We start from the raw sequence: 23,172 nt of genomic DNA, 5'->3' as shown, positions 1-23,172 counted from the left end.
TGCAGCCGCGCTCGACTTTGTCGAGCGTCGCGTGGTGGTCATGCACGTGCGTCATTGCGCGATTGGCGCTGTATTGATACGGCTTTCGTATTGATGCGTCGTATATTCGGGAAGGTACGGACATGATCGAGGCTATCGGCAGGGCGTTACTGTTCGACATCGACGGTACGCTCGCCAACACCGATCCGCTGCACCTGAAGGCCTTCAATCAGGTGCTCGGCCCTCGCGGCCATGTCTTCGATCACGCGCGCTTCTCCAGGGAGCTGCAAGGCTTCGCGAATGTATCGATCGGCGAGCGCTTTCTGCCCGACGAAGCGCCGGAACGACGTGCCTTGATCCTCGATGAGAAGGAGGAAGTCTTCCGCGCGCTCGTCGCTGGGCAGATCGAACCGTTGCCGGGCCTGATGGCGCTGCTCGACAGGGCGGATGCGGCCGGTATTCCCATGGTTGCCGTGACCAACGCCCCGCGACTCAATGCGGAGCTGCTGCTGTCCGGCCTCGGCATCACGCACCGTTTCAAGGCGCTCGTGATCGGCGCCGAGCTGTTGCACGGAAAGCCGCATCCGCTGCCTTATCAGGAAGGGTTGCGCTTTGCCGGCGCCAGCGCGATGGCCTCGATCGCGTTCGAGGACTCCCGCACCGGCGTGCAATCGGCCGCAGCGGCCGGCATTCCGACCATCGGCATCCGGACCAGCCTCAGCCATACTGATCTCGTCGCCGCCGGGGCCATCGCTTCCGCCAGCGCCTTCGACGACCCGGACCTGCTCGCGCGCCTCGCCGCTGCGATGGCGTGGTGAAGACCTCGTCCGTTAACCGTGATCGGCGCGCGCATTGACCGAACGCGCGAACCGCCGCACCATGCAGCTTCCTGACTTGAGGCCATCGCCGTGACCGGACTGACCCATCGCCAAGCCGAAATCCTCAACATCGCGCGCGCCTCGGGCCGCGTCATGGTCGAGGAGCTGGCGCGCCGGTTCGAGGTCTCGGCGCAGACCATCCGCAAGGATCTCAACGATCTCTGCGAGCGCCGCTCGCTGACCCGCATCCATGGCGGCGCCATCATCGCCTCCGGCGTGGAAAACCTCGCTTATGAGGCGCGGCGCTTCGTCGCCGCCGACGAGAAGAAGGCGATTGGAGCCGCGGCCGCCTCGCTGATCCCGAACGGCTGCTCGCTCTTCATCAACATCGGCACCACGACCGAGGAGGTGGCGAGCGCGCTGACCTCGCACGAGGACCTCCTCGTCATCACCAACAATCTGAACGTCGCCATGCTGCTCTATCGTCATCCTCGCATTGAGGTGGTGGTCGCCGGCGGCACGGTACGACGCGCCGACGGTGCGGTGGTCGGCTCGACCGCGACGCAGCTGATCGGCCAGTTCAAGGTCGACTACGCCATCATCGGCGCGTCCGCGATCGACGAGGAGGGCGCGCTGCTCGACTTCGACTATCGCGAGGTGCAGGTGGCGCAGGCCATCATCGCCAATGCCCGCAGCGTCATGCTGGTCGCCGATTCCACCAAGCTCCGCCGCAGCGCGCCGGTCCGCATCGCCCATATCAGCCAGATCCAGACCTTTGTCACCGACCAGGAACTGCCCGAACGCCTCGCCACCATCTGCCACGGCAAGGGCATTGAGGTGATGGCCGCGATGCCGAAGGGGGCGGAGGTCGATGAGGCCCGCGATGTGCAGGATGCAGCACCTGAATCGGCGCCGGTGGTGCGGCTGAGGTAGGACTATGGGTCGTCCCACGGGTTCAGCAGCCGCACGCCGAATACCGCGAAATCCTTCACATTGCGCGTGACGAGCATGAGGTTGTTCGCGAGCGCGGTCGCGGCAAAGAAGCCGTCCATGACAGACAACGCGACGCCGGTTCTGCGGCTCTGAGCCATCAGATCACCCCAGCGTTCCGCCACCGAGTGGTCGATAGGCAGGGTGCGCCCGGCAAAACGCTCCGGCAGATCGTGGGCAAGCCAGGCGGCCAGTGCTGCGCGCCGACGGCCGTCCTCCAGCAATGCGATGCCGCGGCGAAGCTCGGCGATCGATGCCACGCTGATGAACGCACGATCCTCGTCGATCGTATCAAGCCATGACAAGACTTTCGGCGAAGGGGCCGGCCTCTGGACCTCCGACAACACGTTGTGTCGAGCAGTAGATTCACGGCGTCTCGTCGTGCGGCGCGTCGTGCACGCGTTCAAGCTCGAGGTCGGCGCTGCGCAGCGGCGAAGCCAGCAGGAATTCGGCCAAGGTTCCTTTGCGCGCCGTCTTGCGCGCCCATTCCTCGGCGGAAACGATCACCGCATTGGGCTTGCCGTGTCGGGTGATGATTTGCGGGCCGGCTTGGGCACGGTCGATCACCTCGGAGAGCCGGGCCTTGGCGTTGGCAAGCGTCCACGAGTCAGTCGCCGGTGAGTTTGGTGCAGTGCTGTGTTCTGTCATGCAGATAAAGACCAATATGACTATCGTAACTAATAATGGTCGTCGACGACTATTCAAGAGCAATAATGCTGCGCGGATCCCGTCCCGAACTGCCCATTTCCACACCCATATGCCCACTCGAAAGTTCCGCTTTCACTTCCTTTCTCCCCTCTTTCATCTTGCTTTCGTTTTCTGGTGTGATCTAATCAAAAGCGAAAGTAACCGCTCGATTGAACGGGCGGTCGCCGGGGGATGCGTCTGTTGGAGCGGATTTTCGACCTCGCCATTATTGGAGGCGGTGTTAACGGCTGCGGCATCGCGCGCGACGCGGTGGGCCGCGGCAACACGGTTTTCCTGTGCGAAATGAACGATCTGGCGAGCGGGACCTCGTCCTGGTCGACCAAGCTGGTGCATGGCGGCCTGCGCTATCTCGAATATTACGAGTTCCGGCTGGTCCGCGAGGCGCTGATCGAGCGCGAGATTCTCTGGGGGATCGCGCCTCACATCATTCGCCCCCTGCGTTTCGTTTTGCCGCACCATGCGGGCTTAAGGCCAGCCTGGCTGCTGCGCCTCGGCCTCTTCCTCTATGACCACATCGGCGGCCGTCATCTGCTGCCGGCGACGCGCTCGGTCGACCTTGGGCGCGACGAGGTCGGCCGCCCGCTGATCCCGAACCGCTACCGCCGCGCGTTCGAATATTCCGACTGCTTCGTCGACGACGCCCGTCTCGTCGTACTCAACGCGCGCGATGCCGCCGACAAGGGCGCCGAGATCCGTACCCGGACCCGCGCAACCGATATTAAACAGACCGACGGCATCTGGACCGTCAGCATGATCGACACGCTGACCGGCGCGCGCTCGTCGATCCGGGCCCGTGCGCTGGTCAATGCCGGCGGGCCCTGGGTCGAGGATGTGCTCGGCCGCGGCGCCGGCGTCAACGCGAAAGCCAAGGTGCGCCTGGTGCAGGGCTCGCACATCGTCGTAAAGAAACTCTACGACCATGACCGTGCCTACATGTTCCAGAATGCCGACGGCCGCATCATCTTCGTCATTCCCTATCAGGACGATTTCACGCTGATCGGCACCACCGACCGCGACTATGACGGCGATCCCGCCAAGGTGAAGGCGACGGCCGAGGAGATCCAGTATCTCTGCACGGCGGCAAGCGAATATCTGGCCAAGCCTGTCACGCCCGATGACGTGGTCTGGACCTATTCCGGCGTGCGTCCGCTCTATGATGACGGCGCCAGCGAAGCCAAGGCCGCGACGCGCGACTATGTGTTCGAGCTCGACACGCCCGGCGGCGTGCCGCTGCTGTCGATCTATGGCGGCAAGATCACGACCTACCGCCGCCTCGCCGAGGAGGCGCTGGAGCGGCTCGCGCCCTATCTTCGCAGTGCGAAAGCGCGCGAAGGCTGGACCGGCAAATGGCCGCTGCCCGGCGGCGACATGGGCGTGTCCGATGTCGACGGCCTGATCGCCGAGCTTCAGCGCGGCTATCCTTTCCTCAGCCACGAGCATGCGCGGCGCCTCGCACGCGCCTATGGCACGAGGGCGATCAAGCTGCTTGGCGATGCGAAATCGGCGGCCGATCTCGGCCAGGCCTTCGGTGCGACGCTGAGCGAGCGCGAAGTCCGCTATCTCATGGCCAACGAATGGGCCGTCACCGCCGACGACGTCGTCTGGCGCCGTTCCAAGCTCGGCCTGCGACTAAGTGCCGAGGAGATCGCGGCGCTTGATGACTGGATCAGGACCCACGCCGTGCAGCAAAGTCCCCTGCTGGAAGCGGGAGGACGCTCATGACAGTGGCACTCGATCACGTAACCCGGACTGTCGACGGTATCGAGCACATTCGCGACGTCTCGCTGACGCTCGAGAGCGGCACGCTCAACGTGCTGCTCGGGCCGACGCTGTCGGGCAAGACCTCGATCATGCGGCTGCTCGCTGGCCTGGACAAGCCGACATCGGGCAAGCTGCTGGTCAACGGCAAGGACGTCACCGGCGTCGACGTGCGCCAGCGCTCGGTCGCCATGGTCTATCAGCAGTTCATCAACTACCCCTCGCTGTCGGTCTACGAGAACATCGCTTCGCCCTTGCGCGTGCAGGGCAAGCCGCGCGCCGAGATCGAGGCGCGGGTCGCGGAAGCCGCCCGGCTGCTCAGGCTCGAGCCGTTCCTGAAGCGCACGCCGCTCCAGCTTTCCGGCGGCCAGCAGCAGCGAACCGCGATGGCGCGCGCGCTGGTGAAGGGCGCCGACCTCGTGCTGCTCGACGAGCCGCTCGCCAATCTCGACTACAAGCTGCGCGAGGAGCTGCGCACCGAGCTGCCGCGCATCTTCGAGGCGTCCGGTGCGATCTTCGTTTATGCCACCACGGAGCCGACCGAGGCGCTGCTGCTCGGCGGCAACACGGTGTGCATGTGGGAGGGGAAGGCGCTCCAGATCGGCGAGACGCCAAACGTCTACCGGCGGCCGCAGACCTTGCGCGTCGCGCAGGTGTTCTCCGATCCGCCGCTCAATCTCGTCGGCATCGAGAAAAAGAACGGCTCGGTGCAATATGCGGGCGGCATTGCCGCGCCGGCGTCCGGTCTCTATTCCTCGCTCGCGGACGGCGCCTATCGCGTCGGATTTCGTGCCCATCAGCTCGCGCTTGCCAATGGCGAGACCGACCGCCACGCCTTCCATGCCACGGTAACGGTGACCGAGATCACCGGTTCGGAGAGTTTCGTGCATCTGACCCGCGACGGATCGAACTGGGTGGCGGTGTTGCACGGCGTGCACGAGTTCGAGCCCGGGCAGACCATCGATGCCGTGCTTGATCCCAACGACGTTTTCGTGTTCGACGCTGGCGACCGCCTGGTCGCAGCGCCCGGTCCCATAGCGTTTTCAAGCGAAGTGCCGAGCGGTTCGCGTGAAGAAAACGCGTCAAAGAAACAAGCTTGAGGGGGATGCGACATGGCCCGCATTGACCTCGTCGATCTCGCGCACTCCTACGGTGGCAATGATGCGCCGCAGGACAGCTTTGCTCTCAAGCCTGTCACGATGACCTGGCGACAGGGCGGCGCCTACGCGCTGCTCGGGCCGTCCGGCTGCGGCAAGACCACGCTGCTCAACGTCATCTCGGGCATCATCACCCCGTCGCGCGGGAAAATCCTGTTCGACGGCGAGGACATCACACCGCTGTCAACCCAGAAGCGCAACATCGCCCAGGTGTTCCAGTTTCCGGTGATCTACGACACAATGACGGTGGGGCAGAATTTGGCGTTCCCTCTGAAGAACCGCGGTGTACCGAAGGCCGAGATCGACAAGCGCGTCGCCGAGATCGGCCGCCTGCTCGACCTCGATCCCTATCTGAACCGCAAGGCGACGCGGCTCACGGCTGACGCCAAGCAGAAGATCTCGCTCGGTCGCGGCCTGGTCCGCTCGGACGTCGCCGCGGTGCTGTTCGACGAGCCGCTCACCGTGATCGACCCCGAGCTGAAATGGCAGCTCCGCTCCAAGCTGAAGGCGCTGCATCGCGAGCTCGACCTGACGATGATCTACGTCACCCACGACCAGACCGAAGCGCTGACCTTCGCCGACACCGTGGTGGTCATGCATGACGGCCGCGTGGTGCAGAGCGGCACGCCGGCCGAGTTGTTCGACAAGCCGGCGCACACCTTCGTCGGCTATTTCATTGGCTCGCCCGGCATGAACATTTTGCCGGCCGAGGTAAGGGGCCGCGAGGCCAGGATCGGCGGTCACGTCATCGCGCTCAATCGCAGCTACGACAGCCTTCCGCCAAGCGCGAAGATCGAGATCGGCGTCCGTCCGGAATTCGTCGAGGCCGTCGCGCCTGCGCCTGGCCTGCTCAGTGCAAAGATCGAACGCGTCGACGACCTCGGGCGCATCCGTTTCGCGCGTGCGAGGCTCGGCGACGCAAAACTCGCGGCCCGCGCGCCGGCCGGCTTCACCAGCCCGGATGGCACGGCCGGCCTGAAATTCGACCCGTCGCACGTCCACGTCTATGCCGACAGCCTTCTGGTGGAGGGAGCCGCCTGATGGACAAGACCGTCAACCAAAAAGCCTGGTTCCTGGTGCTGCCGGTGTTCCTGGTCGTCGCCTTCTCGGCGGTGCTGCCGTTGATGACGGTGGTGAACTATTCGATGCAGGACACCTTCGGCAACAACCAGTTCTTCTGGAACGGTGTCGGCTGGTTCAAGGAATTGCTCGATCCCTCGACCGATCTCGGCGGCCGCTTCCTGGCTTCGCTCGGGCGCAATCTGTTCTTCTCGCTGGTGATCCTCGCGATCGAGGTGCCGCTCGGCATCGTCGTCGCGCTGTCGATGCCGCGACAGGGGTGGACGGTTGCGGCCTGCCTCGTCATCCTGGCGCTGCCGCTGCTGATCCCGTGGAACGTGGTCGGCACGATCTGGCAGATCTTCGGCCGCCCCGACATCGGCCTGCTCGGTTATGTCCTCAATGCCATTGGCATCGATTATAATTACGTCTCCAACGATATCGACGCCTGGGTCACCGTCATCGTGATGGATGTCTGGCACTGGACCAGCCTGGTCGCGCTGCTGTGCTACGCCGGCCTGAAGTCGATCCCCGAAGCCTATTATCAGGCGGCGCAGATCGATGGCGCCTCCCGCTGGGCGGTGTTCAAGGCGATCCAGCTGCCGAAGATGAATCGTGTGCTGCTGATCGCGGTGCTGCTGCGCTTCATGGACAGTTTCATGATCTACACCGAACCGTTCGTGGTGACGGGTGGTGGGCCCGGCAACTCGACGACCTTCGTGTCGATCGAGCTGGTCAAGATCGCGCTCGGCCAGTTCGATCTCGGCAAGGCCGCCGCGCTGTCGCTGGTCTACAACCTCATCATCCTGATCGTCTGCTGGATCTTCTACACCGTCATGACCAATGCCGGCGCCGACCGGAAATCGCATGAAGGAGCCGTGTGATGCATTCGATCCCCGGCCGTCGTCTCATCATGGCGCTGTTTTTGATCTTCCTGCTGTTGCCGATCTACTGGCTCGTCAACATGAGCTTCAAGACCAACGCCGAGATCGTCTCGACGATGACGCTGTGGCCACACGCGCCGACGCTCCAGCACTACAAGCGCATCTTCACCGACGAGAGCTGGTATTCCGGCTATATCAACTCGCTGGAATATGTCGTCCTCAACACCATCATCTCGATCTCGGTGGCGCTGCCGGCAGCCTACGCGTTTTCGCGCTACCGCTTCCTCGGCGACAAGCATCTGTTCTTCTGGCTGCTGTCGAACCGCATGGCGCCGGCCGCGGTCTATGCGCTGCCGTTCTTCAATCTCTATTCGGCGATCGACCTGTTCGATACGCCCTGGGCGGTCGCGCTGGCGCACTGCATCTTCAACGTCCCGCTGGCGGTGTGGATCCTGGAAGGCTTCGTCTCCGGCGTGCCGCGCGAGATCGACGAGACCGCCTTCCTCGACGGCTATTCCTTCCCGCGCTTCTTCATCAAGATTCTGGTCCCGCTGATTGCGAGCGGCATCGGCGTCGCCGCCTTCTTCTGCTTCATGTTCTCCTGGGTCGAGCTGCTGCTGGCGCGCACGCTGACCTCGGTGCAGGCCAAGCCGATCGCGGCGATCATGACGCGCACGGTGTCGGCCGCGGGCATGGACTGGGGCCTGCTGGCTGCGGCCGGCGTGCTGACGATCATCCCGGGCGCGCTCGTGATCTGGTTCGTTCGGAACTACATCGCGAGCGGTTTCGCGCTCGGTCGGGTTTAGGGAGGCATCAATGGAAGCTATTGCATGGATGGCCTGGACGCCGCCGACGGCGATCTTCTTTGTGGCGCTCGCCTGTACGCTGGCCGTGATGACCTGGCTCGGGGTGGCCTATCCCGAAGCCGAACGCGTCGGCGTGCTGCGCATCCCGACCACGCGCGGCGACCGTCTGTTCATCTCCCTGATCACGGCGGCGGTCATCCACTTGCTGTGGATCGCCTTCGCCGGCACCGACGCCCTCGCCACGCTGCCGATCGGCGAGGACGGAGTTGAATTTTCGCGCCTTTGGATCGCATCAGGAATTTCGCTGGCCACGGCCGTACTCATTTTCCGCACGGTCTAGCCCGCGAAGGAACGGCCAGATCCGGGACCAACCCGGGCCTGTAAAAAGTTTGTCGCTGCAACGGAGGAATAACATGCGGCAGTTTAGGAGAAGGGAACGTCCATTGACCAAGAATAGCTTTCTGACGATGTCCAGCGTCGCCGCCATGGTCGCGGTGTCGTTGGCCGTCTCGGCGCCGGTGCGCGCCGCCGACGACGCCGCGATCCAGAAGTGGATCGCGGAATTCCAGCCCTCGACGCTGTCGAAAGACGAGCAGAAGAAGGAGCTGGAGTGGTTCGCCAAGGCCGCCGAGCCCTTCAAGGGCATGGAGATCAACGTGGTCTCCGAGACCATCACGACCCACGAATACGAGTCGCAGACGCTGGCCAAGGCGTTCTCCGAGCTCACCGGCATCAAGCTCAAGCACGACATCATCCAGGAAGGTGACGTGGTCGAGAAGCTGCAGACCCAGATGCAGTCCGGCAAGAACGTGTACGACGGCTGGATCAACGATTCCGACCTGATCGGCACCCACTTCCGCTACGGCCAGACCATCGCGCTGTCGGACTACATGACCGGCGAGGGCAAGGACGTCACCGATCCCATGCTCGACGTCAACGACTTCATCGGCAAGTCGTTCGGCACGGCGCCGGACGGCAAGCTCTATCAGCTGCCCGACCAGCAGTTCGCGAACCTCTACTGGTTCCGCTACGACTGGTTCACCAACCCCGACTACAAGGCCAAGTTCAAGGCCAAGTACGGCTACGAGCTCGGCGTGCCGGTGAACTGGTCGGCCTATGAAGACATCGCCGAGTTCTTCACCAACGACATAAAGGAGATCAACGGCGTCAAGGTCTACGGCCATATGGACTATGGCAAGAAGGACCCGTCGCTCGGATGGCGTTTCACCGACGCCTGGCTGTCGATGGCCGGTAACGGCGACAAGGGCATCCCGAACGGTCTGCCCGTCGACGAATGGGGCATCCGCATGGAAGGCTGCCGTCCGGTCGGCTCCTCGGTGGAGCGTGGTGGCGACACCAACGGTCCGGCCGCGGTCTACTCGATCACCAAGTACCTCGAGTGGATGAAGAAGTATGCTCCGCCGCAGGCCCAGGGCATGACCTTCTCCGAATCCGGTCCGGTGCCGGCGCAGGGCAATATCGCCCAGCAGATGTTCTGGTACACCGCCTTCACCGCCGACATGGTGAAGCCGGGCATCGCCGTGATGAACGCGGACGGTACGCCGAAATGGCGTATGGCTCCGTCGCCGCACGGTTCGTACTGGAAGGAAGGCATGAAGCTCGGCTACCAGGACGCGGGCTCGGCGACGCTGCTGAAGTCGACTCCCGCTGACCGCCGCAAGGCGGCCTGGCTCTATCTCCAGTTCATCGTCTCGAAGACGGTCAGCTTGAAGAAGAGCCATGTCGGTCTCACGTTCATTCGTGAATCCGACATCTGGGACAAGTCGTTCACCGAGCGTGCGCCGAAGCTCGGCGGCCTGATCGAGTTCTACCGCTCGCCCGCGCGCGTGCAGTGGACCCCGACCGGCAACAACGTGCCCGACTATCCGAAGCTGGCGCAGCTGTGGTGGCAGAATATCGGCGATGCGTCGTCCGGTACGAAGACGCCGCAAGCCGCGATGGACTCGCTTGCCGCCGCCCAGGACTCCGTCATGGAGCGTCTGGAGAAGTCCGGCGTGCAGGGCGCCTGCGGTCCGAAGCTGCACAAGAAGGAGACGGCCGAGTACTGGTTCGCCAAGGCCCAGAAGGACGGCACGATCGCCCCGCAGCGCAAGCTCGCCAACGAGAAGCCGAAGGGCGAGACGGTCGACTACGACACCCTGATCAAGTCGTGGCCGGCACAGCCCCCGAAGCGCGCTTCGCTGCAGTAAGGCACTTCAACATAACGACGAAAGGCCGGGAGCAATCCCGGCCTTTTTCTTTTTATTGTCGTGGATTTTGCTTCCACAACGTCATTGCGAGCGAAGCGAAGCAATCCAGAGTCTTCCCACGGAGGTAGTCTGGATTGCTTCGTCGCTTCGCTCCTCGCAATGACGGAGGGTGGAGCGACGACGACGCCTTACTCAGCCGGCTCAGCCGCCAGCGTCGGGTAATCCGTGTAGCCCTTGGCGCCGCCGCCGTAGAACGTGTTCTTGTCCCAATCGTTCAGCGTCGCGCCCGCCTTCAGGCGCTCGACCAGATCGGGGTTGGAGATGAACGGCTTGCCGAAGGCGATGAGATCGGCCGCGTTCGCGTCCAGCACCTTGGCGGCGAGATCGAAATCATAGCCGTTGTTGGCGATGTAGGCGCCGGGGAAGCGCTTGCGCACGCCCGCATAGTCGAACGGCGCGATGTCGCGCGGACCGCCGGTGGCGCCCTCGACGACATGGAGATAGACGAGCTTCAGCGCCGCGAGACCATCGACGATATGGTCGTACAGGGCTTGCGGGTTCGAATCCGAGATGTCGTTGGCAGGCGTCACCGGCGAGATGCGGATGCCGGTACGATCGGCTCCGGCCTCCGCCACGACGGCCCTGGAGACTTCCAGCATCAGTCGCGCGCGGTTCTCGATCGAGCCGCCATAGGCGTCAGTACGCTTGTTGGTGCCGTCCTTGGCGAACTGCTCGAGCAGATAGCCGTTGGCGCCGTGGATCTCGACGCCGTCGAAGCCGGCTTCGAGCGCATTCTTCGTGGCGCGCTTGAAATCGTCGATGATCCCTGGAATTTCGGAGAGTTCGAGCGCACGGGGCTCAGAGACGTCAGCGAAGCCGCCGTTGACGAAGGTCTTGCCCTTGGCGCGGATCGCGCTCGGTGCCACCGGGGCTGCGCCATTGGCCTGAAGGTCGACATGCGAAATGCGGCCGACATGCCAGAGCTGGATGAAGATCTTGCCGCCGCGCTGGTGCACCTGATCGGTGACCTTGCGCCAGCCGGCAACCTGCTCCTTGGAATAGATGCCGGGGGTGTCCTGGTAGCCTTGGCCCTGCTGCGAGACCTGGCTCGCTTCGGTGATCAGAAGCCCCGCAGAAGCACGCTGGGCGTAATAGTCGGCGGCGAGCGCGCCCGGTACGAAGGTGCCGGGAAAGGCGCGGTTGCGCGTCAGCGGCGCCATCACGAAACGGTTCGCCAGCGTGATCGGGCCGAGCTTGTAGGTCTCAAACAATTTGGTCGAACGGCTCATGAGAATGCTTCCAGGCGGTGAGAGATCCGGAACACTTGTGCATCGCGGCAATCAGCGCAAGGGAGGAGCCATACGGAAACTGCAGGCGAGATACGCAGCGGGGCTACGCAGCATAAAGCATGTGCAATTTCAGCCGCGGCAGCAGATTCGATCTCCCGCCGCGGCCGTACGAGCAATCGCGTTCAGTTCACGCCAAGGAAATCGCGCTTGCCGATCTCGACGCCGTTGTGGCGCAGAATGCCGTGGGCGGTCGCGGCGTGGAAATAGAAGTTCGGCAGCGAGACCCCGCTCAAGAACTGCTGGCCCTTGAGAGTCATGGACCGGTCCGGGCCTACCGGGAAGGTGACGTCCTTGGTGTCGGCGCCCTCGAACTGCTCCGGCTTGAACGATTTGACGTAATCGATCGTTTTGGCGAGCCGCTGCTTCAACTCGCCAAAGCTCGTCTCCGTGTCGGGCGTCGAGGGCAGGTCGTTATGCGTCAGCCGCGCACAGCCCTTGGCGGCGAAATCGCTGACCAGCTGGATCTGCTTCGAGAGCGGCAGCATGTCCGGAAACAGGCGGGAGCCCAGCAGGACGGCGGGATCGACCTTCTTGGCCGCGCAATGCGCCTCGGCTTTCGTGAGCAGGCCGGTCAGGCTGTTCAGCATTTGCAAATAGGCGGGAACGACGGCGTCGTGGAAGGACATGTGATGCTCGCTATTGTGGTGGGAAATCTCAGGAGAAACCTGAGCCACTCACATGGGAACCTCATGGAAAAATACAATCGCGGGAGCGGCTTGTGCAGTGCGAAAATTCTACCGAGCGGGCTTGTGGTGCTATCGGCGCCCCGCTGTCATCGTCCGGCTTGACCGGACGATCCAGTACTCCGAGGCAGCTGTGATTGAATCGATAGGCCGCGGCGTACTGGATGCCCCGCTTTCGCGGGGCATCCAGCGATTCTAGTGCTTAGCGGATCGTCCCCGCCGGCTGCGCCTGTGCCGTGCCACCGCGCATTCGGGCCAAAAGCTCGGCGGTCGGCCAGGAATCCGCGGGCAGACCGTATTTGACCTGCATAGCCTTCACCGCGGCGCGGCTCTGCTGGCCCAGCACGCCGTCGACCTTGCCGACATTGAAGCCGGCCTGGACCAGAAGCTGCTGCAATTGCTTGAGCTCGTTGAACGGCAGCTGCGCGACCGGTGTGGACGGCTTTCGCATCGGAGCCGCGCCCGCGATGCGGGTGGCGAGATAGCCTGCGGTGGTCGAATAGATCAGCGAGTTATTCCACTCGGTGTAGGCCGCGAAATTCGGGTACGCCATGAAGGCTGGCCCGAAGCGCCCCATCGGCAGCAGCACGGAGGCCGCAAGATTGTCGTTCGGCAGCGGCCTGCCGTCGGGATAGGTCACGCCGAGCTGCGCCCATTTCGAGCGCGGCAGCTGCACCGTGAGGTCGGTCTGATCCCACGGCAGGTTTTGCGGCACCTTGATCTCTTCCAGCCACGGCTCGCCGCGCCGCCACTTCAATCCGTTGGCGATGTAGTTCGCGGTCGAGCCGATCACGTCGTCCTCGCTGCGGAGGAGATCGCGTCGTCCGTCGCCGTCATAGTCGACGGCATAGTTGACGTAATGCACGGGCAGGAACTGGGTCTGTCCGAGCTCGCCGGCCCAGGAGCCGACCATCTCGTCAGGATGCAAATCGCCGCGGTCGATGATCTTCAGCGCGGCAATGGTCTCGTTCACGAACATCTCCGAGCGGCGGCAATCATAGGCCAGCGACACCAGCGATTTCAGCGTCGGCAGATTGCCCATGTTGACGCCGAAATCGCTCTCCAGTCCCCAGAACGCTGCGATCACCGCCGGCGGCACGCCGTATTCCTTTTCCGCGCGCGCGAATGCGGCCGCATGTTGCTTGATGTGCTGCTGGCCGTTCTGCATGCGATAGGGCGCGGCCATGCGGCCGGCAAATTCGGTGAAGAGCTGGCCGAACACGCGCTGGCCGCGATCGCGATTGACGATGCCCTGGTCGTAGACGAGGTAAGGCGCGGCCGCCGCGATCGTCCGCTGCGACACGCCGGCGGCAACGGCCTGTTGTTTCACGTCGGCCAGAAACCGATCGAAGTTCGCGCCGTTATGGCACGCCGCCGCGCGCGGCGACGGCGCGGTCGCCCTGGGGGCTGCTGGTTTTGCGGGCGCTGGCGCGAACTGGGCGGAGGCGGTTGCAGACAGCGCGACAAGAGTGACGGCCGCGATCGCAAATCGGGTCTGGAGCATGAGGTTTCCGGGGGGAGGGCGCGTGGGGAATCTTGCCAAAGCTTAAGGGAATTGAGCGCCTCAAACCATCCTTTCGTCATGGCCGGGCTTGTCCCGGCCATTCACGCTTTCGGCCTTGCGCCGGAGGGAGAACGTGGATGCCCGGGACAAGCCCGGGCATGACGGAAAAGCAATGTTGGTCAATAGCCGCGGCTCCGCGACGCACCTTGAAACCTTGCACGCGGACGGGGGGCATCCCTACCTCATGCTTGCCGGCCTGCAACGCCTCCAGCGGCCACGGCCGGCCTCGGGAGACGGCCATGAACTATCTTCGTACCGCAATGCTGCTTGCAGGCCTCACCGCCCTGTTCATGGGCATCGGCTATCTGATCGGCGGTGCCGGCGGCGCCATGATTGCGCTCGTCATTGCCGCGGCGACCAATCTCTTCACCTACTGGAACTCCGACCGCATGGTGCTGTCCATGTATGGCGCCCATGAGGTCGACCGCAGCAGCGCACCGGAGCTGGTCGGGCTCGTCGCCGAGCTGGCGGGCCGGGCCGGCTTGCCGATGCCGCGCGTGTTCCTGATGGACGAGCCGCAGCCCAACGCGTTTGCCACCGGGCGCAATCCCGAGAATGCCGCGGTTGCGGTCACCACCGGGTTGATGCGCCAGCTCAGCCGCGAGGAGCTCGCCGGCGTGATCGCGCACGAGCTCGCTCATATCAAGCACCACGACACGCTGCTGATGACTGTGACCGCGACCATTGCAGGCGCGATCTCGATGCTGGCGCAGTTCGGCATGTTCTTCGGAGGCAACCGCGACAACAATGGTCCGGGTATCGTCGGCTCGATCCTGATGATGATCCTCGCCCCGATCGGCGCCATGCTGGTGCAGATGGCGATCAGTCGTACGCGCGAATACGCCGCGGACAATCTCGGCGCACGCATCGCGGGTCAGCCGATGTGGCTGGCCTCGGCGCTGGTGAAGATCGAAGGCGCTGCGCATCAGGTCCCGAATGTCGAGGCGGAGCGAAATCCCGCCACCGCGCACATGTTCATCATCAATCCGCTGTCGGGCCACGGCGTCGACAATCTGTTCGCCACCCATCCTTCGACGCAGAATCGCATCGCGGCACTTCAGCAGCTCGCAGCCGAGCTCGGTGCGCAGGCCTCGCCGTCGGTCGGCGCCAATGAGAACTATCCGCCGCGGAGCCCATGGGGCCGCTCTTCTTCACGCGGCCCTTGGGGCTGACGCGGAAGCAGCGCGAATTTGCTCGCTTTGTGACCTGTCGCACACAGGGCGGTCCCGGCCGGTGTTAACACCCTGCCGTGACAGTTCCTGCGAAAGGGGATGCGTGGCCGGCCCTCTGCCTGCCACCCTCGAAGATGACCAAAGCTGCAGTACCATTGTTGATTGCCCTGGGCATGCTGATTGGCCTGTCCACGCACACCGTCGTCAATTGCGGGGACGAGGACGAGCCCGACATCTGCTCGGCGGTGATCGGCTTCTCGCCGCTGCGCGGCTCGCTGATCGCTTTCGCCTATGAGGGGCGTGGACGGATCGCGTTGCGCCACGGCGACTGGCGGCGGGCGATCGCGGATTTCGACGAGGCTATCCATCTCAACCCCAACCGCGCCTCGCTCTATCGCGATCGGGCGTTGGCGCGCCGGCAGAACGGCGACCTCGAACTTGCCATCGAGGATTACGACGAGGCGATCGCGCATGATCCCAGGCACGCCGCGCCCTATCACCAGCGCGGTCTCGCGCTCGCGGCCGCCGGCGATCTCGATCGCGCGATCCTGAGCTACAACACCGCGGTCCGCCTCGACCCCTCGGATGCGCAGCCTCGGCTCGACCGCGGCCTCGCCTTCCTCGCCCGGGGCCAGGCGAATGAGGCGCGCGCCGATTTCGAGGCCGCGCTGGCGCTGCCCGCCGGCAAGGACGTCCGCACCCGCGACGCGGCACGCGCAAAGCTCGCCGAACTGGCGAGCGCCGAGCCGACCCGGCTCGTCGCTCCAGGAAAGTGAGCGTCTACTTCGCCTTCTTGGCTTTGGCCTTCTTCGCTTTCTTGGCCGGCTTTTCCTTGGGCGCCTTCTTCTCCACCTTCACCGCGACCGGCGTGCTGGCGGCGATCCGCATCGACCGCGCGTAGCTGTCGGCGACGTTGTCGGCGGACATCTGCAGGCGCTTGGCGGCGGCAATGGCCTGCTCCATGGTGGCCTTGGCCATCATCTTGAAGCGGTCGCCGGTCTCCTTGCCCTTGGCCTTGGCCGCAAGGCCGTTGAATCGGTCCCGCCGCTCCTTGGCGCGGGTCATCAGGCCCGTATGCAGCTGTCTGGCCAGTTGCCGGATCACGACATCCAGGTCGGCTTCCGCCATGTTGTTCTATCCTCTTCGAAAACGGTATCGATGCGGGCGGGACTATGCAGATCGGGCCCCACCTTGGCAATTCCCGGCCACGCGTCATCCGCAGCTTCTGTTGACCAAAACAAAAAAGCCGCGCTGCGCGCGCGGCTCTCTGGCTGGGTTTGGCGCTCTCTGCCTTACTTCAGCGAAGCGACCGGCCCACTTGGTGCTGCCGGATCGGGGTCGAAGCCGAACACGCCGACCAGATATTTATAATAGTCCGGCAACTTCTCCTTGAGCGCCTCGCGCGACTTCGGGTCGTGGAATTCGCTCTTCCCGGCCAGGAAGATGCTGGCGGTTACCGCGAAGAACTCCATGTGATTCTTCAGCGCGTAGGATTCCTTGGGCAGGAGATCCTTGGACTTGGCGTAGGCGTAATAGCCGATCACGCCCTTGTTGGCGTAGCCGTCCGGCAACAGCCGCGCGTGGTAGGCGTGCAGCAGCTCGTGCAGCAGCACGGCTTCCTTTTCGTAACGCATCATGTCCGGCCGCAGCATGATCACGCCAAGGCCGGAATCGACCGCGAGGTCGACGGCGTTCGGATTGCTCCAGCGCTGCTTGTTGGGGTCCCAGACCGTCAGTGTGCGGGGAGCGGTGCGCTGGATGTCAGGCGTGACCCGGCCGTAGCAGGCAGTCGCGGCGCCTTCGTCGAGGCAGGCGAGCTCGCTGGCGATGATCGGGACGGTGCGGAAGAAGCGCAGCACGCGCGGCGAGAGGCCGGCGGCCTCGACCACATCGATCTGGCTCTTCACATTGTCGGTGAGCTTGTCGACATCCTTGCGGTCCGAATTCTCCGACAGGTCGAACATGTAGCCGCGGTAGCTCTGGAAGCCCGGCGGTAGCGCCTGCGCTGCGCCGGCGGACGCATCCAGCGGTCCGGCATGGGACGGATCGGCAAAGAGCGCGCCGACAATGGTCGCGGTCAGCAGCAACGCAATGCGCATGATGAACCCCCTGATGTCACTTCACGCGGCAGAACAAGCCGCCGTTGTTTGCGAAAAGTGAGTGGGGCGAGACTAAGGCAGCGATGTTGAGGCGTGCTTAATCGATGGTTGCAGATCGCGGAAGGGAATTAGTGCCGGATTAACCAAGCGTGGATTGCCCGCGCGCTTCGGCGTAGCATGCGATCCGGGCACCAAGCCCCACACCAGATAGCCGGAAGGGAGGATGCCATGTATGCCGCCATCCGTCAGGCCAAGGCGAAAAGCGGGAGCGCCGAAGAGCTGGCGCGCCGTATCAAGGAAGGCGCTGTTCCGATCATCAGCGACGTCGACGGCTTCCGCGCCTATTACGTCGTCTATGCCGGCGACGACACGGTCACGGCGATATCGATCTTCGACAAGTTCGAGCAGGCGGAGGAGGCGAACAGGCGTGCGATCGCCTGGATCGAGAAGGATCTGGGCTCGCTGCTTGCCGGCGACGCCCGCGCCGCCGCGGGTCCGGTGATCGTGCATACGCTGGCGTAAGTCCTTCGTCATTGCGAGGAGCGAAGCGACGAAGCAATCCAGGCTGTCACTGCGGAGACAGTCTGGATTGCTTCGCTTCGCTCGCAATGACGAGGAGGTAGATGTGCCCCTTCACAACTCCCGCGCATTCGAGAACGCAAAACTCGACACCCGCCGCGTCGTTTCGTCCAGGATCAGCGTGCGCGTGATCGGCGGCTCGGCGCGCTGGGCGCAGTTTTCGCGCTCGCAGAGGCGGCAGTTGACGCCGATCGGCGTGCCCTCCGTTTTCTCCAGATCGATGCCGGCAGCGTAGACGAGGCGCGCGGCGTGACGGATTTCGCAGCCGAGGCCGATGGCGAAGCGCGGCTGCGGCAGCGGGTGCGGCGCGACGGGGCGGCGCACCATCTGCGCAATCGAGAAATAGCGCGTGCCGTCGGGCAGCTCGATCACCTGCTTCAGCAGGCGATCAGGCGTGTCGAAGGTCGAGTGCACGTTCCACAGCGGACAAGTGCCGCCGAATTTCGAGAACGGGAACGTGCCCGATGAAAATCGCTTCGAGACGTTGCCGGCATTGTCGACACGAAGCAGGAAGAACGGGATGCCGCGCGCGTTCGGCCGCTGCAGGGTGGTGAGCCGATGGCAGACCTGCTCGAAGCCGGAATTGAAGCGCTGTGCCAGCAGATGGATGTCGTAGTTCAATGCTTCGGCGGCAGCCAGGAAAGCCGGGTAGGGCATCATCACGGCGGCCGCAAAATAGTTGCCGAGCGTGATCCGGAACAGGCGGCGCGGTGTGTCGTCGAGCGGGCCGGCGCGGCCGATGATGGTCTCCAGATGCTGCGCGCATTCAACCAGGCCGAGCTGAAAGACGAGCTGGAAGGCGCGGCCGGGCGGGTCGACCAGTTCGGAGATCAGGAGCTGTCGGCGGTGGCGGTCGAAGCGCCTCAGCGTCTCGCGCATCACGTCCACCGGCATGATGCGGGTCTGGATCGAATGCTTTTCGCGCAGCCGTGCCGCGAGCGCCGCGTAAAGCTCTTCGGCCGGCACGTTCAGCTCGTCGCGCAAAGTCTCCGCGGCCTGCTCGAGTTCCGGAAAGTAATTGCGGTTGGCCTCGATCAGCTCGCGGACGCGCTCGACCGGATTGGCCTCATAGCGGGTGCCGACGTCGCGGTCGGCCATTTGTGCCGCGGCCAGCGTCTCGCCCTGGCGGGCCTCGGTATAGGCGGCATAGAGCCGTTGCAGCGCATGGGTGACGCCCGGGCAGAGCTCGGCGAGGTCGCGCAGTTCCTGCTTGGGAACGTCGATCTGACGGAACAGCGGGTCGGAGAAGATCTCGTTGAGTTCGGCGAAGAAGCGGTCCTCGTCGGCGGTCGCGAGGTCGCGCAGGTCAAGGTCGTAGGTTTCGGCCAGCCGCAGCAGGATCTGGGCGGTCACCGGGCGCTGGTTACGCTCGATCAGATTGACATAGCTCGGCGAGATCCCGAGCCCCTCAGCGATCTGGGTCTGCGACAGCCCCAATTGCTGCCGGATCCGCCGGAAGCGCGGGCCGACGAAGAGCTTCTTGCTGGAACCGGCGGGCATTCTCAGGTCTCCGGAGGCATCAAGGGCAGGCATGCTGACCAATTTTATTTACAAGATTTACAAAGTGACATCTATTACAAGTACCGATGTTACATGACATCACCATTCAAATACAAGCCCACTATACGAGCTGAGCTTTCTCGCGTTTAGCTTCTGACACGCATCTCGCAATGCATTGTCAAGAATGTCGATGGCTGGTGGCCGTCGTCAGCGAAAGGATCAGGCACATGAATTACCAGCCCCGCGGCATCAGCACCCTCCAGGCCCCCGCCTCGTATCAGAGCGAGGTCGAGGCGGCCCGGTCGCTCCTGGAGACCCAGCCGACCTGGAACGGGGTGTCGGCCGAGGCCGTCGCCCGCATGCGCCTGCAGAACCGCTTCAAGACCGGCCTCGACGTTGCCCGCTACACCGCGGCGCTGATGCGGGCGGACATGGCCGCCTATGACGGCGATCCCACCAAGTACACGCAGTCGCTGGGCTGCTGGCACGGCTTCATCGCCCAGCAGAAGCTGATCTCGGTCAAGAAGCACTTCGGCAAGACCGATCGCACCTATTTGTACCTGTCCGGCTGGATGATCGCGGCGCTGCGCTCCGAGTTCGGCCCGCTGCCCGACCAGTCGATGCACGAGAAGACCTCGGTGCCGGCGCTGATCGAAGAACTCTACACCTTCCTGCGTCAGGCCGACTCACGCGAGCTGAACGATATCTTCCGCAACCTCGATAAGGCCCGCAAGGAAGGCGACAAGGTCAGAGAGAAGGAGTTGATCGAGAAGATCGACAACTTCCAGACCCATGTCGTGCCCGTCATCGCCGACATCGACGCCGGCTTCGGCAATGCGGAGGCGACCTATCTGCTCGCCAAGAAGATGATCGAGGCGGGTGCCTGCGCGCTCCAGATCGAGAACCAGGTCTCGGACGAGAAGCAGTGCGGCCACCAGGACGGCAAGGTCACGGTGCCGCACGAGGTGTTCCTCGCCAAGATCCGGGCCTGCCGCCACGCGTTCCTCGAACTCGGCGTCGAAGACGGCATCGTCGTGACCCGTACCGACTCGCTCGGTGCCGGCCTGACCCAGCAGATTGCGGTCAGCCACAAGCCCGGTGACCTCGGCGACCAGTACAACAGCTTCCTGGATTGCGAGGAAGTGACGGCGGAGAACGCCCGCAATGGCGACGTCATCATCAACCGCAACGGCAAGATGATGCGTCCGAAGCGGCTGCCCTCCAATCTCTATCAGTTCCGCCCGGGCACCGGCGAAGACCGCTGCGTGCTGGACTGCATCACCTCGCTGCAGAACGGCGCCGACCTGCTCTGGATCGAGACCGAGAAGCCGCATATCGAGCAGATCGCCAAGATGGTCGACCGGATCCGCAAGGTGGTTCCGAACGCGAAGCTGGCCTACAACAACTCGCCCTCGTTCAACTGGACCCTCAACTTCCGTTGGCAGGTCTACGATGCGATGAAGGAAGCCGGCCAAGACGTCAGCAAGTACAATCGTGCCGAGCTGATGAAGGTGGAATACGACGATACGCCGCTGGCAAAGGAAGCCGACGAGCGCATCCGCACCTTCCAGGCGGATTCGGCTAAGCGTGCCGGCATCTTCCACCACCTGATCACGTTGCCGACCTACCACACGGCGGCGCTCTCGACCGACAATCTGGCGAAGGAATATTTCGGCGACCAGGGCATGCTCGGCTATGTCAAGAACGTCCAGCGCGCCGAGATCCGTCAGGGTATCGCCTGCGCCAAGCATCAGAACATGGCCGGCTCCGACATCGGCGACGACCACAAGGAATACTTCGCCGGCGAGGCTGCCCTGAAGGCGGGCGGCGCCCACAACACGATGAACCAGTTCGGCTAACGCATCACGCTAATCGACAGGAGACTGACAATGACCAACAGCAATTTCTGGGTGATCGGCGGCGAGTTCGGCTCGATGAACTTCCACAAGCTGGTGGAAGGCTCGGCCCAGGTGCAGGGTCCGTTCAAGACCCGCAAGGAGGCCGAGGACGCCTGGCGCTCGGTCTCGGAAGAGAACCGCCACAAGGCGGGCGTCCGCTTCTCGATCGTGGAAGAGCCGTCGCGGGTCTCGGCGTGAGAATCTGAACTAACATGCCAATCTGAATAAGAAGACGTCCAAGGACGGAGGGTCCCATCCGGCGCAAGCCGGGTGGGACCGTCTGTTTTTGGCACAGGTGAATAGCCTGTGGGCTCCGTAAGTAACTGGAATTGTAGGGCCTTTGCGGACACATTGGTTGCTGATAGGTTAATCCGGCCAAGTGAGGACGAGGCCGCCAATGTCAGAGCCCGAGACCAGCGGGATCCATCCCAGCCAGCCGCGCCCGGTGCGGCTGCGCGATGCACTGTTGCGGGCGCGGATCGAGGCTGCCGACCGGACCGGCGTCGTCGTCGATTTGCGCGATGCCGAGGTGGCACGGCTCGAGATCCTCAACGATTCGCTCGATCCCCTGTTCGCGCAGGTGCCTGACAAGATCGACCTGTTCGACCGCGGTATCAGCCAGGGCGATACGCCCAGGCTCTGGATCGACGTCGTCGCGCACATCGTGATGGGGCGCGACAAGCGGATGTACCGCTTCGTGCAGGACACCCGCTTCGGCCGCATCGTGCTCGCCGAATCGCACGACACCGCTGTCATCGTCGAGGCCGTGACCGATTACGTCGCGCGCCGCATGATCGAGCGCGAGCATGCGATGGTGGTCCCGCCCGAGCCGAAGCCCGAGGTCGCGCAGCCGCAGCGCCGCTCGCGCCTCTGGCCATTCGTGCTGGGGTTCGTGCTCGGTGCCGCCGCACTGTTCGGGGTTGCCGTGCTTGCGGCCCTGCGGAGCTGGTGAGGCGTCGTCATTCCGGGGCGCGCGAAGCGCGAACCCGGAATCCATTTATCAGCACGTATCGCGGCCCGATGGATTCCGGGTTCATGCTTCGCATGCCCCGGAATGACAGCGGTCTAAATCAACTTCACATGCTTGATCTGCCCGATCTGAAGTCCAGCCCCCAGGCTCCGCACCGTCTGCTCGCAACGCCAGCCGGTGTTGTCCTTCTCGATCGTGAACAGATTGTAGGCCGCAGCCGGGGTGTGCCCGTGCGCGAGCGCGGAGGCCGACGGCACGCCGAGCGCCGGAATGTTGCCGTTGGGGCCTTCGAACCACATCGTCGAATGAATGTGGTCGTGCCCGTGCAGGATCAGCTCGACGCCGTGGCGTTTCAAGAGCGTCAGCAGCTCGGCCGAGTCGATCATCCGCTTGTGGCGCGCGCCGGACTTCAGTGGATGATGCACCAGCAGCACGCGAAAGACGTCCTCGGCTGCGAACCGCTCGAGCATCTCTTCGAGCGACGCGAGCTGATCGCGTCCGAGCGCGCCTGTCGCCATCAACGGCAAGGTGGGCACCGCCGTGGACAGGCTGATCAGCGCGAGCGGCCCGCGCCGGCGCAGGCTCGGAAAGCCGATACGGCCATCGTCACCCGCAAGATAGGGCGCGAAGGTTTCGCCGAAGCGATGAAAGGTGGCGCGGACATAAGCGTCGTGATTGCCGGGAATCGTGGTGACGCGGTCGGGCGGACCGAGGCCGTCGAGCCAGGCGCGCGCCGGCGCGAATTCCGCCTCCAGCGCCAGATTGACGAGATCGCCTGTGACCGCGATGTGGTCGGGACCTTGCGCCTTCATGTCGGCGACGAGTGCGTCGAGCACCTCGCGGCGCTGATACTTGTGACGGTTGCGCGTCCAGTTGACGTAGCCGAACGCGCGCTTGCCCGCGAGCTCGATCAGCCGCGGCTTCGGCAGCGGCGGCAGATGCGGGTCCGACAGATGGGCGAGCGTGAAGGGGGCCATGGGGGGCGATTG

Annotated in this window: 23 protein-coding genes and 1 pseudogene; 15 read left to right on the top strand and 9 right to left on the bottom strand. The window is 64.0% G+C overall.

Annotation, left to right across the window (positions count from 1 at the left end; translation table 11 throughout):
- The first annotated feature begins 122 nt into the window (after nt 1-122).
- Both AC0L30_RS23315 and AC0L30_RS23310 read left to right on the top strand, forming a co-directional pair.
- Entirely contained in the window at nt 123-797 is a 675-nt protein-coding gene (locus AC0L30_RS23315; RefSeq protein WP_473405286.1) for an HAD family hydrolase, read from the top strand.
- Between the two features lie 90 nt (nt 798-887).
- Nucleotides 888-1,730 carry a DeoR/GlpR family DNA-binding transcription regulator gene (locus AC0L30_RS23310; protein WP_473405285.1) on the top strand — a complete coding sequence of 281 codons (843 nt, stop codon included), beginning with the start codon at nt 888-890 and terminating at the stop codon, nt 1,728-1,730.
- A gap of 2 nt (nt 1,731-1,732) precedes the next feature.
- Here AC0L30_RS23310 and AC0L30_RS23305 read toward each other — a convergent pair.
- Together AC0L30_RS23305 and AC0L30_RS23300 are read right to left on the bottom strand one after the other, a co-directional pair.
- Nucleotides 1,733-2,157 (bottom strand): annotated as a pseudogene (locus tag AC0L30_RS23305) (PIN domain-containing protein).
- On the bottom strand, nt 2,154-2,435 hold the full coding sequence (locus AC0L30_RS23300; RefSeq protein ID WP_354201447.1) for a type II toxin-antitoxin system Phd/YefM family antitoxin: 282 nt from the start codon (nt 2,433-2,435) through the stop codon (nt 2,154-2,156). The pseudogene AC0L30_RS23305 and the gene AC0L30_RS23300 overlap by 4 nt, the downstream one beginning before the upstream one ends.
- 231 nt (nt 2,436-2,666) lie before the next feature.
- On the opposite strand from AC0L30_RS23300, the gene glpD reads away from it, so the two are divergent.
- From glpD to AC0L30_RS23265, 7 genes are all read left to right on the top strand, one after another.
- Nucleotides 2,667-4,217, top strand: coding sequence for a glycerol-3-phosphate dehydrogenase (gene glpD / locus AC0L30_RS23295; protein WP_007595157.1), 1,551 nt, complete (start codon nt 2,667-2,669; stop codon nt 4,215-4,217).
- Entirely contained in the window at nt 4,214-5,353 is a 1,140-nt protein-coding gene (locus AC0L30_RS23290) for an ABC transporter ATP-binding protein (RefSeq protein ID WP_007595155.1), read from the top strand. Before glpD ends, AC0L30_RS23290 begins: the two co-directional genes overlap by 4 nt.
- Before the next feature lie 12 nt (nt 5,354-5,365).
- Complete coding sequence (locus tag AC0L30_RS23285; protein WP_007595153.1) at nt 5,366-6,451, top strand: ABC transporter ATP-binding protein; 1,086 nt, start codon at nt 5,366-5,368, stop codon at nt 6,449-6,451.
- Nucleotides 6,451-7,353, top strand: coding sequence for a carbohydrate ABC transporter permease (locus AC0L30_RS23280; RefSeq protein WP_007595151.1), 903 nt, complete (start codon nt 6,451-6,453; stop codon nt 7,351-7,353). The genes AC0L30_RS23285 and AC0L30_RS23280 overlap by 1 nt, the downstream gene beginning before the upstream one ends.
- A complete protein-coding gene (locus AC0L30_RS23275) occupies nt 7,353-8,159 on the top strand; it encodes a carbohydrate ABC transporter permease (RefSeq protein WP_473405284.1) in 807 nt (268 codons plus the stop codon). Before AC0L30_RS23280 ends, AC0L30_RS23275 begins: the two co-directional genes overlap by 1 nt.
- A 10-nt stretch (nt 8,160-8,169) precedes the next feature.
- Nucleotides 8,170-8,499, top strand: a complete 330-nt coding sequence (locus AC0L30_RS23270; RefSeq protein ID WP_473405283.1) for a DUF2160 domain-containing protein — start codon at nt 8,170-8,172, stop codon at nt 8,497-8,499.
- 127 nt (nt 8,500-8,626) lie between these two features.
- Entirely contained in the window at nt 8,627-10,369 is a 1,743-nt protein-coding gene (locus AC0L30_RS23265) for an ABC transporter substrate-binding protein (RefSeq protein ID WP_035993295.1), read from the top strand.
- Between the two features lie 188 nt (nt 10,370-10,557).
- On the opposite strand, the gene AC0L30_RS23260 is transcribed toward AC0L30_RS23265, so the two are convergent.
- The 3 genes from AC0L30_RS23260 to AC0L30_RS23250 all read right to left on the bottom strand — a co-directional run bounded on the left by AC0L30_RS23260 (nt 10,558) and on the right by AC0L30_RS23250 (nt 13,905).
- Nucleotides 10,558-11,658, bottom strand: coding sequence for an alkene reductase (locus tag AC0L30_RS23260; protein ID WP_007595144.1), 1,101 nt, complete (start codon nt 11,656-11,658; stop codon nt 10,558-10,560).
- Between the two features lie 182 nt (nt 11,659-11,840).
- A complete protein-coding gene (locus tag AC0L30_RS23255; protein ID WP_473405282.1) occupies nt 11,841-12,344 on the bottom strand; it encodes a DUF1993 domain-containing protein in 504 nt (167 codons plus the stop codon).
- 259 nt (nt 12,345-12,603) lie between these two features.
- On the bottom strand, nt 12,604-13,905 hold the full coding sequence (locus tag AC0L30_RS23250) for a lytic murein transglycosylase (protein WP_007595140.1): 1,302 nt from the start codon (nt 13,903-13,905) through the stop codon (nt 12,604-12,606).
- Nucleotides 13,906-14,204: 299 nt separating this feature from the next.
- Between AC0L30_RS23250 and htpX the strand changes: the two genes are divergently transcribed.
- Nucleotides 14,205-15,137 carry a zinc metalloprotease HtpX gene (htpX, locus tag AC0L30_RS23245; RefSeq protein WP_007595138.1) on the top strand — a complete coding sequence of 311 codons (933 nt, stop codon included), beginning with the start codon at nt 14,205-14,207 and terminating at the stop codon, nt 15,135-15,137.
- Between the two features lie 134 nt (nt 15,138-15,271).
- Nucleotides 15,272-15,913: a tetratricopeptide repeat protein gene (locus tag AC0L30_RS23240; protein ID WP_007595137.1), complete on the top strand. Its 642-nt coding sequence runs from the start codon at nt 15,272-15,274 to the stop codon at nt 15,911-15,913.
- A gap of 4 nt (nt 15,914-15,917) precedes the next feature.
- On the opposite strand, the gene AC0L30_RS23235 is transcribed toward AC0L30_RS23240, so the two are convergent.
- Nucleotides 15,918-16,265, bottom strand: coding sequence for a hypothetical protein (locus AC0L30_RS23235; protein ID WP_007595135.1), 348 nt, complete (start codon nt 16,263-16,265; stop codon nt 15,918-15,920).
- Nucleotides 16,266-16,429: 164 nt separating this feature from the next.
- The gene (locus tag AC0L30_RS23230) at nt 16,430-17,236 is read right to left on the bottom strand and encodes a hypothetical protein (RefSeq protein WP_007595133.1); all 807 of its coding nucleotides are present in this window, start codon (nt 17,234-17,236) and stop codon (nt 16,430-16,432) included.
- A 228-nt stretch (nt 17,237-17,464) separates the two neighbouring features.
- On the opposite strand from AC0L30_RS23230, the gene AC0L30_RS23225 reads away from it, so the two are divergent.
- Nucleotides 17,465-17,758, top strand: coding sequence for an antibiotic biosynthesis monooxygenase (locus AC0L30_RS23225; protein ID WP_007595131.1), 294 nt, complete (start codon nt 17,465-17,467; stop codon nt 17,756-17,758).
- Nucleotides 17,759-17,869: 111 nt separating this feature from the next.
- Here the strand turns inward: AC0L30_RS23225 and AC0L30_RS23220 are convergent, their stop codons facing one another.
- On the bottom strand, nt 17,870-19,315 hold the full coding sequence (locus AC0L30_RS23220) for a helix-turn-helix domain-containing protein (RefSeq protein ID WP_354169674.1): 1,446 nt from the start codon (nt 19,313-19,315) through the stop codon (nt 17,870-17,872).
- 227 nt (nt 19,316-19,542) lie between these two features.
- Here AC0L30_RS23220 and AC0L30_RS23215 point away from each other — a divergent pair, with 227 nt between their 5' ends.
- The 3 genes from AC0L30_RS23215 to AC0L30_RS23205 all read left to right on the top strand — a co-directional run bounded on the left by AC0L30_RS23215 (nt 19,543) and on the right by AC0L30_RS23205 (nt 22,165).
- Nucleotides 19,543-21,174, top strand: coding sequence for an isocitrate lyase (locus AC0L30_RS23215; protein WP_473405281.1), 1,632 nt, complete (start codon nt 19,543-19,545; stop codon nt 21,172-21,174).
- Between the two features lie 30 nt (nt 21,175-21,204).
- Nucleotides 21,205-21,411: a DUF4170 domain-containing protein gene (locus AC0L30_RS23210; protein WP_007595122.1), complete on the top strand. Its 207-nt coding sequence runs from the start codon at nt 21,205-21,207 to the stop codon at nt 21,409-21,411.
- 199 nt (nt 21,412-21,610) lie between these two features.
- Complete coding sequence (locus AC0L30_RS23205; RefSeq protein WP_219684479.1) at nt 21,611-22,165, top strand: hypothetical protein; 555 nt, start codon at nt 21,611-21,613, stop codon at nt 22,163-22,165.
- 113 nt (nt 22,166-22,278) lie between these two features.
- On the opposite strand, the gene AC0L30_RS23200 is transcribed toward AC0L30_RS23205, so the two are convergent.
- Nucleotides 22,279-23,160: a metallophosphoesterase family protein gene (locus AC0L30_RS23200; protein WP_473405280.1), complete on the bottom strand. Its 882-nt coding sequence runs from the start codon at nt 23,158-23,160 to the stop codon at nt 22,279-22,281.
- Between the last annotated feature and the right edge of the window lie 12 nt (nt 23,161-23,172).

Source organism: Bradyrhizobium sp. MI1.11 (assembly GCF_055811255.1).
Note: the sequence above shows the minus strand (reverse complement) of the source record. Positions and strands in the feature narration are given on the sequence as shown.